Source organism: Chitinophaga sp. YR573, assembly GCF_900110995.1.
Taxonomy (GTDB): Bacteria; Bacteroidota; Bacteroidia; order Chitinophagales; family Chitinophagaceae; genus Chitinophaga.
In genome coordinates this window covers 1,599,242-1,621,411 of sequence record NZ_FOJF01000002.1, presented here as the reverse complement: position 1 = coordinate 1,621,411, position 22,170 = coordinate 1,599,242, and the positions used below count along the sequence as shown (strand labels likewise).

Genomic DNA, 22,170 nt, shown 5'->3' with positions numbered 1-22,170 from the left:
CTAATATTTTCCTGCCTGCAAACTACTCGGTGCTAACGCATACTTCTTATCGGTTCTGTCCAGCACTATATACACAGAATCCTTATTCTCATCCACACCCCTCAATATAACATGCGCACCATCCGTAGTCGTATAATTCAATACAAACCTTTTACGCACCTCATTCTGAGGCGCCGCCGCATAATCCCTGGCACGACGTGTAGTCAAAGCGCGTGCATCAATTTTCAACGCCTCATCTCCTATATTCTTACGCGCCTCCGCAGGTATCCAGTCCAAAGGTTTTTCTTTACGCGTTTTCTTTTCCGGCACAACATCATCAGTACCTGCTCCACCATCGCCACCAGCACCAGCAGTTTTATTACGCCTGTCAGGAATGGGTTTGTACTTATCTTCCAGATACAACACTTTATTTACCTCATCCGCATAATAATGGAACGCACGCTGCCCACCGGCAAGACCGGTAATCTCAAATGTACGGTTCACATCCCGTTGCGGATCTCCTCCCCCATTGGACAAGTCCAGTGGTAAAGGTTTATTCACCCTGAAAGTAAGTGTAGACCAGTTCTCAAAAGTAGCTTCCTGCCAACGCACAGAATCCTGTGGAGAATAAGGAATCACTTTATTATTAAGACGAAACTCAGTAACGTTATAATTACCACGCAGCTGTTTCACCCCAGCTACAGCAGGCTGTTTGTAAGGATCGTAGAGGAAGTTAACCAGTTGCAGATAAAACAGCAGGATAAGAAAAACGAAGATCGTCAGAGATTTCAAACTTACCCGCGCATACTGCAATCCTTTAGAAAATACAGGATAATAATTAACAGGTATAGTATAACGTTGCTCTACTAACAAACGATAAACAGCAGGAACATCATCAATCAATAAGAAACCAGCTAACAATACAAAATAACTGCTGTACACATGTACACCACCATCATAAGCAAAGTTCACATATACAATATCTCCCAGGGCTGCAAACAATAGTATAGCACCCAGCGTAGTCGTTTTACGAAAGAACAACAAAGTACCTGCCGTTACTTCCACTACTCCCGCAAATACCTGGTACCAGGGGACAATCCCTACCGATAACCAGTAAATCTTTTGCGCGGTAAGATCTCCGAAATTTGTATTTAATATACCAAGAGAAGGATAAGGCATCTGCACGGGAAGCAGCTTGGTAAACCCAAAGCCAATAATACCAATACCGGCACGATAACGCACGACCACCCTCAGCCAGTAATACAGTGTATTATACTCCTTACGGCCACGTTGCAGTAAAGTCCATATTACACCACCTGCAATAGAAATGAGAGCAGTGGTAATCCAGTTCGCATATCCCAGTAATGTACTGCCAAAGATCTTTGTACCAAGAAAATTAATTCCCGATCCGAAACGGGCAATATCATACAAATCCCTGTAATTTAAATGCCGTAAATCAAGCAGAAACAGTTGTTCATACCATGCCCAGGTATTAGGTACAGAGATGGCAATAAAAAAGATAAACGCTATCCTGAAAAGTAAAAGCTGATAAGGCTTCCATTCTTTTTTAACAACAGGTATTTGATCTGCTGTTATCACCTCTTCCGGATTAGCTTGTATGGTTGTAGACATACTGTTAGTTTTTAAATTATAAACGGAGTTTCTTATCACGTCCTTTAGCGGCTTCTTCCAGCAGGTATTTCTTTGACAACCTTTCTAATACCACATATATAGAATCCTTCTGAGGAGTCACACCAGAAAGGACAATATGTTTCCAATCCGGGCGATTATAACGCAATACCCATGTTTCACTGCTATCATGCGGATTCCTGTTTTTCAACAGCAACAACCTGTTAACAGAATCAACAGTATAACTGTAATAATGCCGCCAGTTGGCACCTTCCAGCTCATACAGTCTTTTAGAGCCTTCAGAAAAAAGCACATGCTGATTATTGGAATCTATAGATACCGGTCTGTTGGATCTTATACTCAACGTATTCCATTCTTCAAACACCACATTCTGCCAGCGTAATGAATCTGTGACTGAATAAGCAATCGTATCATTATTAACTTTAAAAACAGATACATTATACAAACCTGCTACCGCAGGTAATCCTTTTTTAACAGGATATTGAGAAGAACCACTTCCTGCTTTAAAGCCATATATCACTACAAACAGCAGGATAAAAAGGCTTTTCAATACATACCGTATTCCCTTATTTCTATACAGAGGCTGAAAGCTGGGAGGTGCTGTGGGCAACCGCAGTATAAGCAGGCGTACGATACGTACCAGATCTGCGCTGAAGATAACCAGCGCAAAGGTGATCAATAATAAGCTATACACCTGATCCCCTCCTTCATATGCCAGGTTAGACATGAAGATATTACCACAGAAAATCAGGAAGATAAAAGCGCCAATAGAAGCAGTTCTTCTATTGATAAGTAACAACGCAATGACAATCTCAACTAACCCAAGAAACAGTTCATAAGAAGGTACAATCCCTAAACTCAACGAGAATAACTTCCAGCGGTTAAAATGCCCGTAAGGAGTATTTAAGAGGCTAATAGAAGGATAAGGTGCCAGTAAAGGGAAGAACTTAATAAATCCATAGGCCAGCAGAGCCAGTGCCAGCCTGTATCGTAATATCACCCGTAACCAGTAATACAGCTTATCATCAATATTGGTTTTCCATATAATCCCACCCACTACCGCAATCAGCAATAAAATCCCCCAATCTCCATACCCCACTTCCCCCATAGAAAACCGTGTAGTATAATGTGCCAGGTTAAATATATCCTGGTACTGCAAATGCAGCCAGTTAACAGAAAACAGGTAGCTATAGAACTTCCAGTCTAGCGGCAATGCCTGCAACAGGAAATAGATAAATACCACCCTGAAAATGGCTTTTTCATATTTTGTATTCATAGCTTATGGGTTTTGCGTAAGACTACCATTAGACAACGTAATTTCATTGGCTGGTATAGGGAACAGATACTTATTGGTATTCGTAATCCCCAATACAGCCTCTGCACGTTTTGTACGCACCAGGTCAAACCAGCGATGGGGTTCCAGTCCAAACTCTATCCTTCTTTCATTCTCTATCGCCAGCAAAATATCCGCCTGTGTAACCGCCGTAGAAGCCAACAACCCTGCCCTGTCACGAATCAGATTCAGGTCAGCCAGTGCCTCAGGTAATAAAGTCTGCTGTGCCTCTGCTTCCGCACGTATCAGATACACCTCTGCAATACGGATCACATAAGCAGGATCTGTAGCCGGGCTCCGGTAATACAAATTGCCATACCACAGCCCCGCAGAGGTTTTAGCCACAAGTGCATTCCTGTTACCACCAATCGTTGCATCATTCACCAGTGTAATGAACGCATCATTAGGGGCCCACTGACGGGTTCCCCCATTCGCAGGCGGCTGCCAGCTGTTTCTATGTGTATTGGGATAAGTAGCACTATAGGAAAGTTCAAACACAGACTCTTTCGTAGCCACTGTACTGGCAGGTAAAAAGAAAGCGCTGTAAGGTTTCTGCAAAGCATAATACTTCACATCACTCAATACCTTCGACGCATAAGTAATCGCCTGTGCCCAATCGTTCTGGTACAGGTAATACCTGGCTTTCAAGGCCCATACCGTCTCCTGATTGGCACGCACAGGGTTCTGTGCTGCCGGTGGTATTAACAAAGAATCAGCGCTGTTCAGATCTCTTAACACCTGTGCATACACCTGTGCCTGTGTACTGTTCTTTATACCGGATTTATCTGTGGCACTGAGTGTAGGGGTAAGCGTTACCGGTACATTTCCCCAGGTACGTGCCAGATCAAAATAACAGAGAGCACGTATAAAGTACGCTTCCCCTATTAACTGATTCCTGTCTGCCGTAGTAAAGGTGGCATCCTGCACACCAGGTACTTTCGTGATCACATGATTCGCCGCGTTCACAGTCGCATAAATAGCAGACCATACACTCTGCAGGTTGCCATTATCCGCTGAAATATTATGCGTAATGAATTGTTGTATCACCGACTGAGACCCGGTCCATTGTATATTATCACCCGGCAGATACCCAAAAGTCTGGAACAGCGTGCCATAATAATTATCCGCACCCAAACGGCGATATACGCCCCGTAATGCTGTTGTCGCAGACGTTTTATCAGTGATCGTCTGATCATCTTCCACAGAATCTTTTGGCTGCACGTCCAGGAATTTCTTGCAGGACAAAACAGACAAAGTGATTAATAATATTGCTATATATGATTTCATCTAGGATGATTTAGAGAGTAACATTTAATCCAAACTGTACACTACGCGGCTGTGGTGGTGTTCCAAGGTCAAGCCCCTGTACCGTCTGTATCCCGGTAACATTTGATTCAGGATCAGCACCGGTATATTTGGTGAGCAGCCACAGGTTACTGCCTATGAAATACACACGTAACTGCTGAATATGCAATCTTTCAGTAATGCCTTTAGGCACAGTATATCCCAGCGACAAAGACTTCAATCTTAAAAAAGACCCATCTTCCAGGAAACGGCTGTTCTGATCTACTGTATAATTCAGGCCATAGGCGGTTAATCTTGGTACATCTGTTACATCACCCGCTTTCTGCCAGCGTTTCAACTGATGCGCAAACAGTACGCGGTTAGCATCACGTGTACCACCTCCTTCTCCAAAGAAGCGGTTGAGATTATACACATCATTGCCATACTGGAAAGTAAAGAGTACTCCGAGATCAAAGCCTTTATACGTGAACGTATTATTAAACCCGCCATAAAATTTAGGCATGGCATTCCCCATCACCTTACGGGCAGACACCGGAAGTTTCCCTTCCTGCTCGCCATCAAAAATGACACTGCCTGTTTTAGGATCTACTCCCTTCTGCTCATACAACCAGAAAGAGTACATAGGAGAGCCTTGTTTCATAATGATCCAGTCGCGGTTGTACTGGTAAACCGGCGTAGGTAACTTCTCTATCCTGTTCGTATTTCCTGAAATACTCAGGTTACTGCTCCAGGTAAATGACTTTGTAGAAATGTTGGTAGTATTCAACCCGATCTCATATCCTTTATTACTGATTTCCCCTGCATTGCTGTTATAAGTACTAAAACCGGTTATTCCGGGCACCGGCAGCTGTAACAGTACATTGCTGGTGTATTTGTAATAAATGTCAGCGCTGAGGCTTATACGGCCATTAAACAGGCCAAGGTCCAACCCGGCATTAGCCTGACTTGTCCTCTCCCATTTCAGATCAGGATTGGCCAGTTGCTGTGGCCCTGTACCCGGCTGATCACCTGTACTCCCGTCAGGATACCCGTAACTGCCGGACCATAAGCCCCGGGCAGCAAAATCATTGATACCCGTCTGGTTACCTGTCAGCCCATAACTCGCCCTGAATTTCAGATCACTCAGCTTGTCCACATCTTTCAGGAAATTCTCTTCCTTAATTTTCCAGGAAGCACTTACAGCAGGGAAATATCCCCACTTGTTATTTTCCCCGAATTTAGAAGAGCCATCCACCCTGATACTTCCTTCCAGGTAATACTTACCCGCATAATTGTAATCAACCCTGGAAAAGAAAGAGGCCAGATTTCCCTTTGTCCAGGTCTGACCGGAAGTACGTATAGCCGCAGAAGAAATATCTTTATATGAGTTATTAGGGAAGCCTGTACCCTGAGCAGAGGTCAGTATCTCTGTATTACTTTGTACCGTATTACCCACCAGTATCCCAAAGAAATGTTTCTCCCCTATATGCTTACGGTAAGAAAGCGTTTGCTCATTGATCCATGACGTGTTCTGTGTAATAGCAGAAGTAGCCAGTCCGTTCGTAGGAGATGCTCCCAGCTGTGTTTTATTATTCCAGTATTCAGATTCATTATAGTTGTTGTAGTCTATACTGACAGTACTCCGGAATTTTAAATCAGGTAATATAGTTGCGTCTACATACAGGTTACCGATATAACGTAAACTGGTCGTATGTACATCATAGTTATTGATCAGTACCTGTACATTGTCAAACCCGGCCCAGCGGGCGGGTGTGCCATCTGCGTTCACTTCCGGCAGATAGGTAGGTGTATGTAATGCCGCCTGTAAGAGGCCACCCTGCGGGCCATCCCCGGAACGTCCCTGTTTACGGAATGTGCGGGAGAAACTGTTGCTGGTACCCACTGTGATGCGGTCGTTTACCTTTTGGTCCAGGTTTAGCTTAAAACTGTTACGCTCAAAATTGATAGGGCGTAAAGTGGATTCCTGTTTAGAATAACCACCACCCAGGTAATACCTGGTTTCTTTATTACCACCCGAAAGTGACACGTTATAATTCTGTAAAGGAGCAGTATGAAAGATCTCATGCAGGCGGTCATAGGTTTTCTGGTCCTGCGGCAACCCCCTGGGAGCAGGAGATCCTGTTGGGTTATCAGTCAGTGCCCTGAACGGCTTGTTCGTATACTTTGTAACTCCGACAGCGTCACCTGCCGCAGTAGCATCTGCCAGTGAGTTTGTATAAAACTCATTCACCAGTTCCGCATGTTGCGGGCCAGTGGTAAGGTCCCATAATTTAGGTGCCCAGGCAGCACCACCGGAAACATCCACATTCAGTTTTGCTTTTGAATTATAGCTGCCATGTCTGGTAGTAACGATTACCACTCCATTGGCGCCACGGGAGCCATAGATGGCAGTAGCACTGGCATCTTTCAGCACTTCGATATTTTCAATATCAGAAGGATTGATATCAGCTAATGGAGAGGTAGCACGGCCACCGGTATTCACGGTCTGTAAACTGCTGTTATTCAGGAATACGCCATCTATAATATAAAGAGGATCGTTACCTGCATTAATAGAAGTGGTACCACGTACCCTTACAAATACCCCATCACCGGGAACGCCTGTGTTCGAATTGATCTGTACACCGGAAGCTTTTCCCTGTAACTGCGCATCAAAGCCAGCTACGGGTATGCCTGATATCTCAGCTGCTTTTACAGAAGAAATGGCGCTGGTAAGGTCTTTCCTTTTCTGCGTACCATAACCCACCACTACAACATCATTTAATTGTGTGCTGAGTTCCTGCAACGGAATATTACCTGTATTGGAATGATCAGCATAATATTCTTTCAGCTTATATCCCAATGCAGAAATGTAATAGATAACAGGTACCTTCTGTCCTGTAAGGAAAAAGAAATCTCCGGCCTGGTTGGTCGTAACCTCGTGTGTTGTCCCTTTAATATGTACCAGTGCACCTTCTATAGGTTTCTGCGTACTGGCATCAATAATTCTTCCGGAAAGTGAGATGTTGTTTTGTACAACAGGTTTAGAAGTATCAGATGGTCCCTGTGCCCATACAACTGCAGGTAGCAGGAGCATCACACTCCATGCAATAACAATTTTCATTATCTTTACTTTGGTATGAAAAAAATGAGGCCTGTGTCAGTATTCACATACTGGCATCGAAAATGTTCCAACAGCCTTATAGTACCCGCCGGAACTGCGCCAACAGTTCCGGCTTTTTTATTGATTGATTACAGCATTAACATTTCACGAATTATAAATTTTAAGTTAGAGGGCTACGAACAGTCGGATGTAAAAGCTACCCGGGTTGAATTGGTTGTAGTACAATAATACAATATTTATTTAAAAGTCTATAATTTTAGTAGACAATTGACATTACTAGAATAGTTCAGGGCTTTACCCATTTGTTATGTTCCCAGTTATCCGGCTTTGCCGGAACAGTATTTCTAAACTCCAGCTGATCCGTCAAAGCACCTGAGATTGATGTAACCAATTTATTTCCAGGTACTATAAATCGGACATTGTCAAAAAGAAGATGTCGCGTATCAAGTATCGTAATCAAACTATCTTCACAATGCAGTACCGTATTTTTAACACTGATACCTGTAGCATCCCTGCAGATAAGAATGTTCTTACAGGTAACATCTGCGTTCTCTACACTGAAATGGGTCATAGGAGATTCCGGAATACCATCCACACGAATAAAAGTCCTTGCTTTTTCAATGATAATATCCTTCGCTGAAATATTCCTGTAAAGCGGTGTAAGCCTGTTAATTTCCCTTACCGGTAAACGGTCGGCCAGCTCTCCCACATATTCCCTGCTGCCCAGCATATCCCACCGGAAAGCATCTTCTTTCAGATTCATCCTGATCCGCTCATAATAAAGATTTTCTCCTCCTCCTCCCCTTGGCCTTCTTGTTTTAAAACGTATCCCTACACCGGTATCTTCAAACACCACATCATGCACATATAAATTGCGGATCATACCAGCCGTTTCACTACCCACTGTAATCCCGCCATGACCTTCCCTGGCCAGGCAATAACGCACCACCACATTCTCCGTAGGTTTATTCACCCGCAGCCCGTCTTCACCCCTTCCTGCCTTCATCGTAAAACAATCATCCCCGCAACTTAATGTACAATACTCTATCAGCACATTCCGGGAAGATTCAATATCCATTCCGTCCCCTCTTGGTATCCCTACAGAATTGACGGTTACACCGCGAATAATGACGTTATCGCAATACTCCGGCACAATGTTCCAGTAAGGGGTATTTTCCAGGCTAATGCCCTCTATAAACACCTTTTTACAATTGATGGGAGCAATGAACATAGGCAGAAAGATGCCCGTTCCGTTAGCGCCATCATATACCCTTTCTGCAACAGGCATGTTATAAGGTATTATCTTTTCAATCACATCATCCCTCATCACCCTTTTCCGTATCGGGCAATCCTGTGGCGGCCCTACCAGTTTCCCTTCCCCTGTTACCGCAATATTCTCCTGTCCGTTCGCATAAATACAGGCGCCTAAAGACATCATTTCAATACCTTCATTACGCGTAAAAACCACCGGTAAATAATCTTCCACCTCTCCGCTGAACCACAGTTCTGCACCCGCCAGTAAATGCAGGTTCACATTGGACTTTAAAATAATCCGCCCTGTTTTCCATTTCCCGGCAGGAACATTTACCGTACCACCACCGCGACGGGAAACATCATCAATAGCAGATTGAATATCCTTTGTAACATTCACCGTCAGTGCAGGAAATACCGGTCTTTTAAACACAGGCATCTTGAACGGTGCTTTAACGGGTACTATATCCCCGGGCATTACAGAGGCCCCTACTTCTTTCATAACAGGAATCTGTGCATGGGCAATATAGGTGCTGCACAGCAGCATAATCATTAAACGTGGAGTTTTCATCAGCCGGAAATTAAGAAAAAATACCCGGCTTATTCCCCCTTTTCATACATCACTGAGAACATTTTTTAAGGGATATGGGTTTTTTATAAGAAATTCGTTATCCTTTTGAATTCGGACAAGATGAAAATATTACATACTGCGGACTGGCACCTGGGAAAAAGACTGGAACAATACGAGCGTACTGAAGAACACCAGGATTACCTCGACTGGCTGATACTCACACTCGATGAACAACATATCGATGTACTGATTATTGCCGGAGATATATTTGATAGTGGCAGTCCTTCCAATACAGCACTGGAACAATACTACAGCTTCCTCCGGAAAGTAAAGGATACCTGCTGCCGCGAAGTTATTATCATCGGGGGAAATCACGATTCCATCAGTACCCTCAATGCCCCCAGGATCCTGCTGAAATATTTTAACGTACACATCATTGGGGGTGTGCCTGAGGAATTTACGGAACAAATCATTCCCATCCAGGATCCAAACGGGGAAACTGCGCTTGTCATCTGTGCAGTACCTTTCCTGCGGGATAAAGACATTCGTTTATCTATCCCGGGCGAAACAGCTGAAGAGCGGGAATTACGTATCAAACAGGGCATCTACAACCACTACAACCGTTTCACAGAACATATAACTGCCTATAAAGCTGCCGGTATTCCCGTCATCGCGACAGGCCATCTTTTTGCCGCAGGGTCCAGCACTTCTGACAGCGAAAAGGAAATTCACGTGGGTAACCTCGGACAGGTAGCCGGCGATCTCTTCCCCCGGGAATTTGATTATATCGCTCTCGGACATATTCACCGCCCACAGATGGTGAATAAACTGGCGCATATCCGCTATTCCGGTTCTCCTATCCCTCTCAGCTTTTCAGAATCCGATAACACAAAACAGGTCATCATCCTGGAATTTGTAAAAGGGAAATTACTGAAGATAGAAGAATACGAGGTCCCTGGCACCCGCAAACTGATCCGCATTAAAGGCGACCTCGATACTGTCATTACCAAACTCAGGAAAGTCACGGATCCAGGATTCAGTTATCCGGCATGGGTAGAAATACAGCTGGAAACAGATGCTTACATTCCTGATCTTGAAGAACAACTCAAAGAACATAGTCACGATTTTATAGAACGTCTCTTCATTCGTCAGATAAAGAAACATTCCGCAGAAACACTGGAACAACATACAGATGAAGCACTGCAACTAACTGATCTCAATCCCAAAGAAGTATTCCTGAAACGATGTCAGGCTGAATTTGGAGAAGAAGACTACAGCGAGCTGTTAAGTACATACGAAGAAGTATTGGAGTATATGATACAAAAGGAAGACTGATGAAGATATTAAGTGTAAAGTTCCAGAATCTCAATTCACTGAAAGGTGTACATGAAATACGTTTTGATACGCCTCCTTTTACAGAAATAGGATTATTTGCTATTACCGGTCCTACCGGTGCAGGTAAAACCACTATCCTGGATGCTATCACTGTAGCATTGTATGGAAAGGTACATCGTCACGAAAGTGATGTGGAAGAAATTATGTCCCGTCATACTGCTGAATCTTATTCCGAAGTAGAGTTCGAAGTAAATGAGAAAGCATACCGGGCTAAATGGTCGCTCAAACGTAGTCGTGGTAATGTGAATGGTAAAATACAGCCGGAGAAGATGGAGCTGTCTGAAGTTGCTACAGGTACATTCCTGGGTGGTCATACTGTCGGTTCTGTGAAACAGGAGATCAAAGAATTGTGTGGTCTTGATTATAATCAGTTTATCCGCTCCGTAATATTATGCCAGGGAGATTTCACCATGTTCCTGAAAGCAAGTGATAACGAACGTAGTGAGTTACTGGAAAAGGTAACAGATACAGGTATCTACACAAAGATTTCCATATTCGTTTTCGAAAAACAAAAGGAAGAGAATAATAAATTGAATAACCTTCGTTTACAACTGGAAGGTGTTGATTTATTAACAGAGGATGAAAGAAATATACATCTTGAGCATCTGGAGGAGCAACGCAAAAGTGAAACGACTTTTAAAACAGAACAGGCTTCTCTGACGGAGAAAATCAACTGGTTACGCAGCATTGCAAAACTGGAAACAGAAAAGGTACAATACAATACAGAACTCGCAGAGAAAACTACTTTACAAACAGCCCATCAACCAGATTTTGAAAGACTAAGGCAACATGAAAAAGCTGTAAGCTTCAAACCTGCGCTTGTAGAAATAGAGGGTATTACCAGTCAGGTAGATAAAACAACCCTTGCCCTCACTACGCAACAGGGTTTACTACCCGCTTATAAAACAGCCGTGCAGACAGCTACTGAAAACCTTTCTGCAGCTGAATTGTCCGTCACCAATACCCAGTCAGACTTATCCGTCCTTGAACCCGTATTGGAGAAAGTATTAACACTGGATGCCAATATCAGACATACCACTCAGCAGGAAGAAAAATACAATATACAATATCAGCGATTGGTAACTATTGTAAATGACCTGCATACTGATAAAGAACAAAATGATGATAAGCTCCAACAGATGCAGTCCCGCACACAGACATTAGATGCATGGCTGGTTGCGCATCAGCAGGATATAACACTGGAGAAACAATTAATTGCTTTAAAACAATACCACAAAGAACTCAGTGATACTTTACAGGCAATAACAAGTACGAATACTGAGTTAGCTGAATTTCAGAAGAATAAGACCAAAGGTCAGTCACTGCTCGCAGAAGTAGAGAAAAACATTATTAAATTTCAGGGAGAGATTGATAAAAAGGAAATACAGATCAACCAGTTAAACAAAGGATTGATCAGTGGCTTTTCCGGCAAGACGCTTGAAGAACTGGAACAAACAGCGAGTCAGTTACCTGCTGAAATAAACAACTTTGAAAACAAATACAGACTATCAATAGCTTTCAACAACAACAAAACACAAAGAAAGACACTGGAAGAAAGCATCACCGGTCTTGAAAATAATTATACAGAGAAACAAACAGCCTTTGCCCTCCTCAGCACACAAAAGAGTGACGCAGAAACGCAACTCTCAGACTTACGGCAGTTAGTAGAACTGGAACAGCGTATCCAGAAATACGAAGCAGACAGGCTACAATTGAAGCCAGAACAACCCTGCCCGCTCTGTGGTGCCATTCACCACCCTTATGCAGAAGGCAATTATACAAACAAACTGAGTGAGGCAGAGGAAAGAAGAAACAAACAACAACAGCATGTACTGAGTCTTACAGAACAGTACAACAAAAACAACATAGAACTAAATACACTACAGGTAAAAATCCAGACAAATAAAGAGGAACTTGTAAAACTTGTTACTGCATCACAGGAAACAATCAATGAGTTCAATCATAACAATCCGGATCAACTGAATATAACAAACCCTACACTCACTACAGATCTCATTCAGATCATCCAGGCCCGTAAGCAATATCAGACTACCTTGCAGGCAGATATTCTGAAAATCCGAGAGACCAAACAACTCATCCGCGATGAGCAGGATAACCTGGCAACACTGATGCAGTCATTCGCTACAGAACAGGGAACAAAAGCCCGCTACCAGGAAAGAATAGATGCTCTCTCCGAATCTATAGAGAGAAGCACCTTCCAGCTGCACCAGCAATCATCAAAACAAACAACACTCACAGAGAATATCACTACCCTGCTAAGCCCTTATCAGATTAACTTTGAGTTTAGCCAGATAAATACCATTGAAACGGCTCTCTCCCAAAGATGGGAAAAGTACAATCAGTCAGCTAAAGAACAACAACAACTTAAACTTGATTTGATCCAGGCAGAAAACATGCTGTCAAACATTACCCACTCATTAGCTGAAAAAATAACAGAACAAGCCGCCCGTGAAAATGAATGGAAACAGGAAGCGGAAAAATTAAAAAAACTAAAAGACGAAAGGTTTGCGCTCTTTGCAGATAAAGACCCGGGTAAAGAAAGAACAATATTAAACACTACCCTGCAAAACAACAGGGATAAAAAAGATAAAGCACAGCAAACACTACAAACCGAAAGGGAAAAACTGAACATAACAGCAGAAAAAATAGCCCAGCTAAGCAAAGACCTGGAAAGCTATCAATCAACCCAACAAGAGCTAACAAACAAACTATCAGCTAATCTCAGTAAACAGGGGTTTGATTCTATTCCTGCATTAAAAGCACTATTCCTGGATGAAAACGAACATGCCGGGATAACTAAGCTGGAGAAGGAAATAACGTCAAGAATCGCCTTATTACAACAATTACTGACCAATACAGAAGCTGCACGTGAAAAAGAACTGGCGAAAGCTTTAACCACTGAAGACGAAACCGCTTTAACGCCTCAGCTGGAAACAACCAACATCGCTATCAATGAATTAAACCAGCAGATAGGAAAGTTAAAACAGATCTTAGACAAGGATGATGAACTAAGGAAGAAATCAGCAGAGATAACAGCACAACTGGATATCCAGAAAAAGGAATTCAACCGCTGGTTACAGTTATCAAACCTCATCGGCTCTGCAGATGGCAAGAAATTCAGGCGTTTCGCCCAGGGCCTCACCTTAGCCCGTCTTACAGACCTTGCCAACAGGCACTTAAACAAATTCAGCGATCGCTATACCATCCTCAAAAGCAACGAAAACGATCTTGAACTACTGATCGTTGACGGTTACCAGGCAGATGTTATCCGCCCCATGACTACCCTCTCCGGAGGAGAAAGTTTCCTCGTCAGTCTGGCACTGGCCCTCGGGCTCTCCGACCTTGCCAGTCATAAAGTACAGATCAACTCTCTCTTTATAGATGAAGGCTTCGGTACGTTGGATGCAGATACACTGGACATCGCAATTTCCGCGCTGGAAAACCTACAGGCAAACGGAAAAACGATCGGTGTTATTTCTCACGTAGAAGCCTTGAAAGAAAGAATAGTCACACAGATACAGCTCAGCAAACAAGCCGGCGGATGGAGTGATATCAAGATCATATCAAGGACTGCCAATTAATGGGGATGGACATTTTAACCGAGACAATATGACTAATACATACTATCAATATGCCTCTTTACTTTATTAAATTTCCCATTACCCATAAAACTCAATCTCGCAGCTAAGCTAAACCCGCTATAAGAACTCACACTACCAATATATGGTGAATAATTACTTGAAATTTGATAACTCCAAATAAATTCGGAGCCTATCACTCTTCCAATCCGTTGAAATACTCCGATTCCCAATTTAGAAGTAAAGGGAGTTTGTTTATACAATGAAATAGACATACCGTCCCGGTTACCCCGGACCTTTACCAGGTTGGTAAAGGTGAACCCTACGGCAGCCACTATAAAAAGAGAGGGCGGGTTATGTTCAGCTGTTCTGTTCAGGGCGCCGTCAAAAAGATCTCTCTTCAGATATGCTAAAACAGGAATATTCATACCACCGCCTCCTTTGATATACGCACTTCTTTCGTCAAATTCAATTTTCTGAGGAAGCTTCTGCCATCCCGCTTCTATTCCAACTCTTGTTACGTTAGTAAGGTAATATTCAAATGAAAACATATAGAACGAATGTTTGCTACGCATATTTACACCCGTCTTATAATCTTTTTCTGCTGAAGTATACCCCGGCATATATAGTCCACAGAATGAAATACCAACAGACCATCTATGCCTGTAAATTACCTTCAGGGAATCCATGCTGAATTTCACCGTCTTCTCATATCGTTCAAATTTAGGAAGTTCCCATTCCTTATCTGTATTAACCTTGTCTTGCGAATGTAATCTGGTTACACACAAGGTTATCATGCAATAAAAGGCGCCAATAGTAACCTGTTTAATTCCAAATGCCATTTTACATTGTTTAAATCAAAGTGGGAGGGCCGGCCCGGAAAAATACCATACTGCCGGCACACTCCTCACTTCTGCCCCACCTACGATTAATTTGATTACTGAATAACTATTGTTTTACTACTTATACTATGAGCGCTGAAATATCCCAATGCACCTCCGCTGATATTGCTGACAGGGTTAGCTGGTGTAACCATGCTATTACCGGTGGATGCCTGATCTAAACTATACCAGTATTTATAAACATTAGCATCTATGCAGAGCATCTCTACCTTTACAGTATCACCTGTATCCAGGTCTCCATCCTCGTTAATAAGGGCCCGGGTAATGTGTTGCCCATCGCTGATATCATCATTTTGTACAAAAACATGTTTCACTTGTATTCCGTTGGCATATTCAATAAAGCGGTAACTGTTTCCCAATCCTGGCGGGTCCTGATAATCAGGCTGAATAGTTTTAGGGTTGCTTCCGCGAATGGAAAGATCCTCAACAGTAAGTGTATCCATCAGCACTATCTGAGAGGGCATTTGAGATGTAGCAGTAAAAACAGTTTCGTTTAACTTTACCGTAAGTTTATATACTGAGCCAGGAGTACCAGTAAAAGCAGTTGTTTTATATATACCGGTTAATGTTTCGGGTAATGAATAAATTATTCCATTATCCACCTGTATCGTAACTGTGGCTCCGCTTATTCCCACAAAGGTATTATCATCTTCAAATTTCTTTGTTTGTGAAATTTTCACTGTGTTTGCTGCAGCAGGATCATTTGACACTTCTCCTTCAATCACATATTTTGTTGCTGCTTCATTGTAGTCAATGTCTATTACTTTTTCGCATGAGCTACACGATACTATTACCGCCAGGGCAGTCAGGACTCTTTTCATTTGAAGCAATTAAAATTTAAAGTTGTAAGAAACAGATGGTACCCACCGGAAAAGAGAAGTCTGCACAGCCTCAGTTTTATTTGGATTATTTTCATTATCCCTGAATGTGATGGTATAAGCGTTTTCTCTTCCATAAACATTGTAGAGGCTGAAAGCAAGTTCGGTGCTCAACTTCTTTCGTTGTTTCAGCTGTTTCGTTGCGCCAAAATCCAGCCGGTGATAAGCAGGCATACGGTAACCATTCCTGTTTGTATAATAATAAACTGTTTGACCACCAACTGTATATTTACCATTAGGAAATGTAACGGCATTGCCGGTATAGTAGATCCAGTTAGCTGATAAAGTCCATTTTTTGTTCAGTTCATAAATGCCAACAACCGCGATATCATGTGTCCTGTCCTGTTTTGCATTATACCATTGATTGTTATTTATGCCATTAATTTTTCTTTCCGTTTTTGATAAGGTATAACTTACCCAGCCTGTGAGCTTCCCTGTTTTTTTTCTTATCAGGCATTCTAAACCATAAGCTCTTCCTTTGCCATATAATAACTGTGTCTCAATAGCATCATTGGTAAATACCTCTGCCCCATCCCGGTAATCAATTTGGTTTTGCATGCTTTTATAGTATGTCTCAAGTGTCAGTTCATATCTGTTTTCTGCCAGATTTTTGTAATAGCCAACTGATACCTGGTCAGATATTTCAGGCTTAATAATATTGGTGCTGCTTACCCATTTATCAGTAGGTGTGCTGCTGGTACTATTACTGATGAGATGCATATTTTGTGTATTGCGTACATAAGATGCTTTCACGGATGAACTGTGGTTAAACTGGTAACCGATTGCCAGCCTTGGCTCAAGGTTCCAGTATGACTTTACTACTTCTCCATTTTTGTAGCTAAGTGTATCAATAATTTCTCCTTTGTCATCAACATTATAGAAATCTCCCTTACCCAATACAAGAAAATTCGTTAAACGCAGGCCATAAGTAAAATTTAGCTTAGAGGATGCGTTCCAGGTGTTAGTGACATACACCGCATTTTCAAATGAATATCTTTTTTGCTGAAGTGTGCTGTTTACGCTTGATGAATCAGATGAGGTTATTTCTCCCGGCCTTACCCTGTGATAAATACTGCTCCAGCCAAACCGTACATTGTTTTTGGTACCGGCATATAGTTGATAATCCTGTTTCAGGTTCCAGTCTTTAATTTGGGAAAAAACATTAAAATCATTGGAGCCTGATTTTATATTCAACTCATAATCATAGTTGCTGTATATCAAAGAGGTATTGGAAAAAAGTTTCTTACTAAAAATATGATTCCATCTTACTGTGCCGGTAGTGTTGCCCCAGTTAATTCCAAACTGGTCCCCAAAACCTAATCTATCCTTGCCAAAATAACCACTGATATACAACCTGTCATGATCACCCAGCTCATAACTCATTTTGGCGTTCAGATCGTAGAAATATAATTTGCTTTTGTTTACAGAAGAATCTGGCGAAGCCTTTAAAAAAACATCTGCATACGTACGCCGTCCCGTAATAAGGAATGATGATTTATCCTTTTGTATGGGCCCTTCTACATTAAGCTTTGCTGATATAAGACCAATACCACCACTGACGCTGTAGTCCTGGTTATTGCCATCATTCATTTTTATATCTAATACAGATGATAACCTACCGCCATATTGTGCCGGCATTCCGCCTTTATATACAGTTACATCTTTTATTGCATCAGAATTAAAAGTGGAGAAAAAACCTAACAGATGAGATGCGTTGTAAACATTTGCTTCATCTAATAAAATCTGGTTTTGATCTGATGAGCCCCCCCGGACAAAGAAACCGGAATTGCCCTCACCGGCAGACTTAATACCCGGCAATAACTGGATGGTTTTTAAAACATCTTTTTCACCAAGTAGCACCGGTATATTTTTTATTTCCTTTGTACTTAATTTTTCAACACCGGTTTGTGTGCCGCTTATACTTCTTCCCCCACGGGCTTGCCCTCTCACTACTACTTCTTTAAGCCCTTTGGACTCCTCCAGTAAATAAATGTTCTGTACAATATCTTTAGTCATTGATATGGTCAACGTATCGTTTTTCATACCAATGGAGCTTATTTCTACATTATAAGTACCCGCAGAAAACGTTATCGAATAAAAACCATATTCATTGGTTGTAACACCAACCGGTTTATTGAGCAGTCTTATAGTAGCCCCAATAATTGTTTCCCCGTTTTTTTTACTTTTTACTGTGCCGCTTAAAGTAAAACGTTGCTGGGCATTAATTTTTGCGCTGTAAAAAAGACCCGTCAGTAGTAATAGTGTAGGAAGGCTAAGCCTTTTTCTAATTTTCATTTAAGGACATTTTCTGATAATGCATCAAATGTGCAGTATATACAGAAAACAAAATGTGTAAGCCTAGCTGAAATGGACAAAATGAAATCTCAAAGGGCAAATGCCCGGTTAAGCAGTATCGATTATGCCCTCACCCCTTTCACCCCCCAATTTGTCCATTCTGACCAACATTCAATTGCGGCATACACGATATATATAAACCTTTGTGCCGGCCACTAACCATTAATAAATCCAACATCCGAATATAATATTGTGTAAATATAAATAAGGCGGCTGTATCTACAGCTGCCATTTAAAACACAAATTCTTTTCGTAAGATTATCCATCTTGTCATAATTCACCATTATATGTTACAAAGGCTTTTGATTAAGGCGATAACAGGTATCGTACTGGCCAGCTGCATAATTAATCTAAATGCTTATAATTATGGATCTGCTGTTGTTTATATTGAAGCAACATCTGAAAATGGGGATATGAGAAAAATATACAAAGATTTACGGGCGCAGCTATCATTTAAAATGATACAGAATGTGAGTTCTATTGATACAACGGACAACAGTATTACACTTACTTTTTTTGTTTATAATGATATTATATTGGAGCGTTGCGAAGAAGTGCTGCACTTCATGAAAAAAAACAGGGATTACAGCAGGATAGATTACTACATCGTGTATTAAAAAAACACCCATGCAGGAATACATGGGTGTATACTTAAGCCTACAACTAAGACCACGGATGTCCTGCTAAAGACAGGTCTCAAATATTTATTAATGATGGGCTACCTGGAGGTTAGTCTCATCATGAGTACGTCCAAACTTATTTTTCCACCAGAGTTTTACCATATCCACCACATAATATACCATAGGCACTACAAATATTGTCAATATCAAACTGGAGCTCAATCCGCCTATCAACACCCATCCCAGGCCATTTTTCCATTCAGATCCTGCACCTTTTGCTATTGCAATGGGAAACATTCCCGCCACCATCGCCACAGTCGTCATCAGGATCGGCCTAAGTCTCGTCTTACCAGCATCAATTAATGCATCAAAGGTAGATTCCCCCTCTTCTTTCCGGTGATTCGCAAAGTCAACGATCAGGATGGCATTCTTAGCTACCAGGCCAAATAACATGATGATGCCCAACATTGTGAACATACTCATAGAAGACTTGGCAAGATTTAATGCCAGGAAGGCACCAATAAATGAAACCGGGATAGAAAACAATACCACGAATGGATATACAAAACTGTCATAAAGCGCTACCATTACCAGGTACATCAGCACAAGCGCTGCAAGCATGGCAATCATTAATGCCCCCATCGATTCATCCTGCTTCTCCGCATCCCCACTCCATTTAAGATCTACTGCAGCCGGAATAGGATTTTTTATCAATGATTCTTTAATCATATCACTCACTATACCAGATGTTATTCCAAGTACATTGCTCTTAACAGTTACCGCTGTTCTCCTGTTCTTTCTTTCCAGTACACTAGGTCCGCTACCTTGTACAATAGTCGCAAACTGAGACAGCTTCACCTGCTGATTTGATGAATTCATAAAAGTCAGGTTCTCTACATCAGATACATTTTGCCTGTCAAAGTCGTCAAACTTTATATTGATATCATATTCCTTATTACCTACCCTGAACTTCGCATCCGTATTTCCAGCATATGCATTTTTCAAAGTAGCGCCAACAGTATTAATGTCAAGCCCCAGCTGTGACATTTTATCCCTGTCAATATTTACTTCCACCTGCGGGTTGCCATCCTCCACACTTAAAGAAATATCGTTTGTGCCAGGCATGGAATCAATGCGGCGCTTCAGATCATTTGCCGTCTTCATCAGCAGGTCATAATTCTCAGAACTTAACACAATTTGAATGGGGTCCCCCATACTTACCATACCTACAACACTGGAACGGACCTTTACACCCGGGAACTTCACTTCCAGTTCATGACTTTTACGGATCATATATTGTTCCGTTGAAAGGGAACGTAACTTCTTATCAACTAACTTAACAGTTAACTCTGATTTATATTCGCTCCCTACCGCTGCAGATGATTGAAGCCCTGTAGTAGAAGGTCCGGCTACATTGGAAAACACTGAAACTACATCCGGTTGGGACAATAAATAATCTTCTATTCTTTTTGTATAGAGATTATTCTGTATCACAGTTGTATTCTTATCATATTCCAGCTTCAGCTGAATTTTCCCCTGATCCCCCGCGGCTACTAATTCGCTACCTAATATTCCCATATTCATTACCAGGCCAATGCCAATGAAGAGACTGATTACAATAGCCGTCAGGATCAATTTATGTTTAAGTACCCATTTTAGTGCATTTGCGTACCAGTCTGTTAATCTCTCAATAAGCGTTTCAAAACCAATCAAAATCTTATGGATCCAGTTCTTCTGATTGAGCACAGTAATTTTGCCAAACCTTGATGCAAGCCAGGGCGTAAGCGTATAACACACCAGCAAGCTAAATAGCGTTGCCGTTACAATAGTAAGTGAATATTGCCTGAGCATAGGAGCAATGGTGGTATTGACCAATGCTATAGGACCGAATACAACGACATCTACCATTGTAATAGCCAACGCTGAAAATCCGATCTCCATTCTTCCATCCAAAGCTGCCTGTCGTTTCGGCTTACCCATATGCAAATGCCTGTGAATATTTTCCAGTACCACTATCGAGTCATCCACCAATATCCCTATCACTAGTGATAATGCCAGTAATGTCATAAGGTTAAGAGAATACCCCAACAGATACATCACAGAAAAAGTAGATAAAAGAGAAGCAGGAATAGCCACAAGTACAATCAATGAATCCCGCAGACTATGTAAGAAAAGTAACATGATCGCAGCTACAAGTACGATAGCAATGATCAGGTCATGCTCTACAGACTCCGCCGACTCCATGGTAAAATCTGCTGTATCATCAGCAATCGTGAATTTCACATTTTGTGCGGAATATTTCTGTTGCAACTGTGCTAACCGCCGTTTCACCTCTTTACTTATCTCCACCGCATTTGCTCCGTTTTGCTTTTTTATAAGTATCCCTATACCATTTACATCATTATAACGGCTTACAGCACTGGCATCTTTCACAATATCACTGACACTGGCTACTTCCTTCAATTTTACCACACTTCCTCTAGCCGGCTGTGCCACCACAAGTTCTGAAATTTCCGGAACGGAGGTGAATTTCCCCGTCACACGTACCGTCATCTGCTCCTGTCTGGTCTTTACTTTTCCTGTTGGAAATTCCGTGTTCCCCCGGTTGATTGCGTCAATGACCTGGGCAATAGATATCCCGTAATATTCCAGCTTTTCTCTGTTAACATTAATTTGAATCTCACGTTCCTGTCCACCTATCAGGGTTATCTCACCAACACCTGCAATCTGTTGAAACTGTGGCTTGATCTCGTCCTTGACAATATCATAAAATTTTGCATTGTCCATCGATGAAGTAGCCGTTAACTGCATAATAGGCTGATCACTGGGTGATACTTTTGAAATACCTGGTGTTTTAACATCATCCGGCAAATCAGACAAAATGTTATTGATCTTACGCTGCAGTTCCTGTTGTTTGTCATCAATATCAGTACCCATGGTAAATTCCGCCTGGATAACCGAGTTTCCTTCCATCGATTGGGAAGTCATGGATTTTAACCTGTCCACACCACTCACCACATCTTCAATTTTCTTGGTCACGGTTTGTTCCACATTGGTAGGTGTCGCACCAGGATAAGAAGTAGATATTACCAACGTAGGTTGGGTAATATCCGGCATCAGCTCATAGTTCAATTTGGTGTAACAAAACATCCCTCCGCCTATCAGGATCGTAAAAATTACAATGATCAGAGACGGCCTGTTAATAGCTATTTTTGTTATTGACATAATTCTG

Annotated in this window: 12 protein-coding genes; 3 read left to right on the top strand and 9 right to left on the bottom strand. The window is 41.9% G+C overall.

All coding sequences use genetic code 11. The annotated features are described in order from the left end of the window. The 5 genes from BMW86_RS26195 to BMW86_RS26175 form a co-directional block, all read right to left on the bottom strand. The gene (locus BMW86_RS26195; protein ID WP_089785618.1) at positions 1–1,611 is read right to left on the bottom strand and encodes a hypothetical protein; all 1,611 of its coding nucleotides are present in this window, start codon (positions 1,609–1,611) and stop codon (positions 1–3) included. Positions 1,612–1,627: 16 nt separating this feature from the next. After that, positions 1,628–2,905 (bottom strand): hypothetical protein, encoded by a 1,278-nt coding sequence (locus BMW86_RS26190; RefSeq protein WP_089785616.1) that lies wholly within the window; start codon positions 2,903–2,905, stop codon positions 1,628–1,630. Positions 2,906–2,908: 3 nt separating this feature from the next. After that, positions 2,909–4,249, bottom strand: a complete 1,341-nt coding sequence (locus tag BMW86_RS26185) for a RagB/SusD family nutrient uptake outer membrane protein (RefSeq protein ID WP_089785613.1) — start codon at positions 4,247–4,249, stop codon at positions 2,909–2,911. A gap of 10 nt (positions 4,250–4,259) precedes the next feature. After that, on the bottom strand, positions 4,260–7,367 hold the full coding sequence (locus BMW86_RS26180) for a SusC/RagA family TonB-linked outer membrane protein (RefSeq protein ID WP_089785611.1): 3,108 nt from the start codon (positions 7,365–7,367) through the stop codon (positions 4,260–4,262). Between the two features lie 286 nt (positions 7,368–7,653). Continuing rightward, positions 7,654–9,189: a glycoside hydrolase family 28 protein gene (locus tag BMW86_RS26175; protein ID WP_089785609.1), complete on the bottom strand. Its 1,536-nt coding sequence runs from the start codon at positions 9,187–9,189 to the stop codon at positions 7,654–7,656. Between the two features lie 120 nt (positions 9,190–9,309). Between BMW86_RS26175 and BMW86_RS26170 the strand changes: the two genes are divergently transcribed. Further along, positions 9,310–10,524: an exonuclease SbcCD subunit D C-terminal domain-containing protein gene (locus BMW86_RS26170; protein ID WP_089785607.1), complete on the top strand. Its 1,215-nt coding sequence runs from the start codon at positions 9,310–9,312 to the stop codon at positions 10,522–10,524. Next, entirely contained in the window at positions 10,524–14,186 is a 3,663-nt protein-coding gene (locus BMW86_RS26165; protein WP_089785605.1) for an AAA family ATPase, read from the top strand. Before BMW86_RS26170 ends, BMW86_RS26165 begins: the two co-directional genes overlap by 1 nt. A gap of 32 nt (positions 14,187–14,218) precedes the next feature. On the opposite strand, the gene BMW86_RS26160 is transcribed toward BMW86_RS26165, so the two are convergent. The 3 genes from BMW86_RS26160 to BMW86_RS26150 all read right to left on the bottom strand — a co-directional run bounded on the left by BMW86_RS26160 (position 14,219) and on the right by BMW86_RS26150 (position 18,258). Further along, positions 14,219–15,025, bottom strand: a complete 807-nt coding sequence (locus tag BMW86_RS26160) for a hypothetical protein (RefSeq protein WP_089785602.1) — start codon at positions 15,023–15,025, stop codon at positions 14,219–14,221. A 95-nt stretch (positions 15,026–15,120) separates the two neighbouring features. Beyond that, positions 15,121–15,906 carry a DUF4249 domain-containing protein gene (locus BMW86_RS26155; RefSeq protein ID WP_089785600.1) on the bottom strand — a complete coding sequence of 262 codons (786 nt, stop codon included), beginning with the start codon at positions 15,904–15,906 and terminating at the stop codon, positions 15,121–15,123. 9 nt (positions 15,907–15,915) lie between these two features. Then, complete coding sequence (locus tag BMW86_RS26150) at positions 15,916–18,258, bottom strand: TonB-dependent receptor (protein ID WP_089785598.1); 2,343 nt, start codon at positions 18,256–18,258, stop codon at positions 15,916–15,918. A 347-nt stretch (positions 18,259–18,605) separates the two neighbouring features. Between BMW86_RS26150 and BMW86_RS26145 the strand changes: the two genes are divergently transcribed. After that, complete coding sequence (locus tag BMW86_RS26145; RefSeq protein WP_089785596.1) at positions 18,606–18,935, top strand: hypothetical protein; 330 nt, start codon at positions 18,606–18,608, stop codon at positions 18,933–18,935. 90 nt (positions 18,936–19,025) lie between these two features. Here BMW86_RS26145 and BMW86_RS26140 read toward each other — a convergent pair whose 3' ends face one another. Further along, entirely contained in the window at positions 19,026–22,163 is a 3,138-nt protein-coding gene (locus tag BMW86_RS26140) for an efflux RND transporter permease subunit (protein ID WP_089785593.1), read from the bottom strand. Positions 22,164–22,170: the final 7 nt, after the last annotated feature.